The organism is Aminobacter sp. P4_D5 (genome assembly GCF_056401815.1).
Map to the genome: position 1 here is coordinate 1 of NZ_JBFUIP010000492.1, position 891 is coordinate 891.

General features: G+C 68.9%; 1 pseudogene. It reads right to left on the minus strand.

What is annotated here, in order from left to right:
• Nucleotides 1–102 precede the first annotated feature (102 nt).
• Nucleotides 103–891 (minus strand): annotated as a pseudogene (locus tag AC1DWF_RS32985) (hypothetical protein); the annotation flags it as partial.

The window sequence follows — 891 nt, forward strand, 5'->3', positions numbered from 1 at the left end:
GCTCCGGACCGTCCGGCGACATGGCCGCCAGGACCGGCCCGCCGGCGATCAGGCAAGCCACGCCGACGAGGGTCCATCTCGCGGAAGCACGGGACATGCGGATCAACCGAAGGTCATGCTGAAGAGAGACAGGCCCGGCGCCTCCGCCTCGATCGTGACGAGGTGCTCGCCATAGGTTTCGCCGTCGAGGAGCGTGTAGAGCGTGGGACGCTGAACCTCGATGACCTGCGCCGGGCGGCCATCCACCGTGACGCGCAGCCTGGCACCTTGGGGCGCTTCGGCCACCAGATGCAGCTTCGCCGCGGAAAAGCGCAGGCGCAGGCCGCCCCGGTCCGAGCGGAGCTGCAACCCCTCGCCCTCGCGCAGCCATGTTCCGTCGAGCTGGTACTGGCTCAGCCGGGGGCCACCACCGGATGGAAAGGCATAAGCGGCCTCACCCTGGCGGGGCGATTGGGCACGGTCCTGCGGGGTGGGGTGCTGCGCGCCGAAATACATTTCGGGCGTGCGGATCCGCGACAGGTCCGGATCGTCGCCCGRCCGCCCGAAGGGGCCGGTCAGGCCCAGCAGCCCGCGAATTGCACCCTCCAGCTCGCGAGCGTAGCCTTCGCCCTCGCGGAGAAGGACGATCTGGCCATCCCGGTCGATGAGATGGAAGGCCGGCCAGGCCTGATTGCTCCAGGCGCGCCAGGTGCGGAAGCCGTTGTCCTGGCCGACGGGGTAGCGGATGCTGAACTCCCGCACGGCGTCCTCGACATTGTGGCGCATGCGCTCGAAGCCGAACTCCGGCGTGTGGATGCCGATGACCTGCAGGCCGAGCGGGCCGTATTCGGCCTGCCAGCGGTTCAGGTAGGGAACCGTCCTGCGGCAGTTGATGCAGGAATAGGTCCAGAA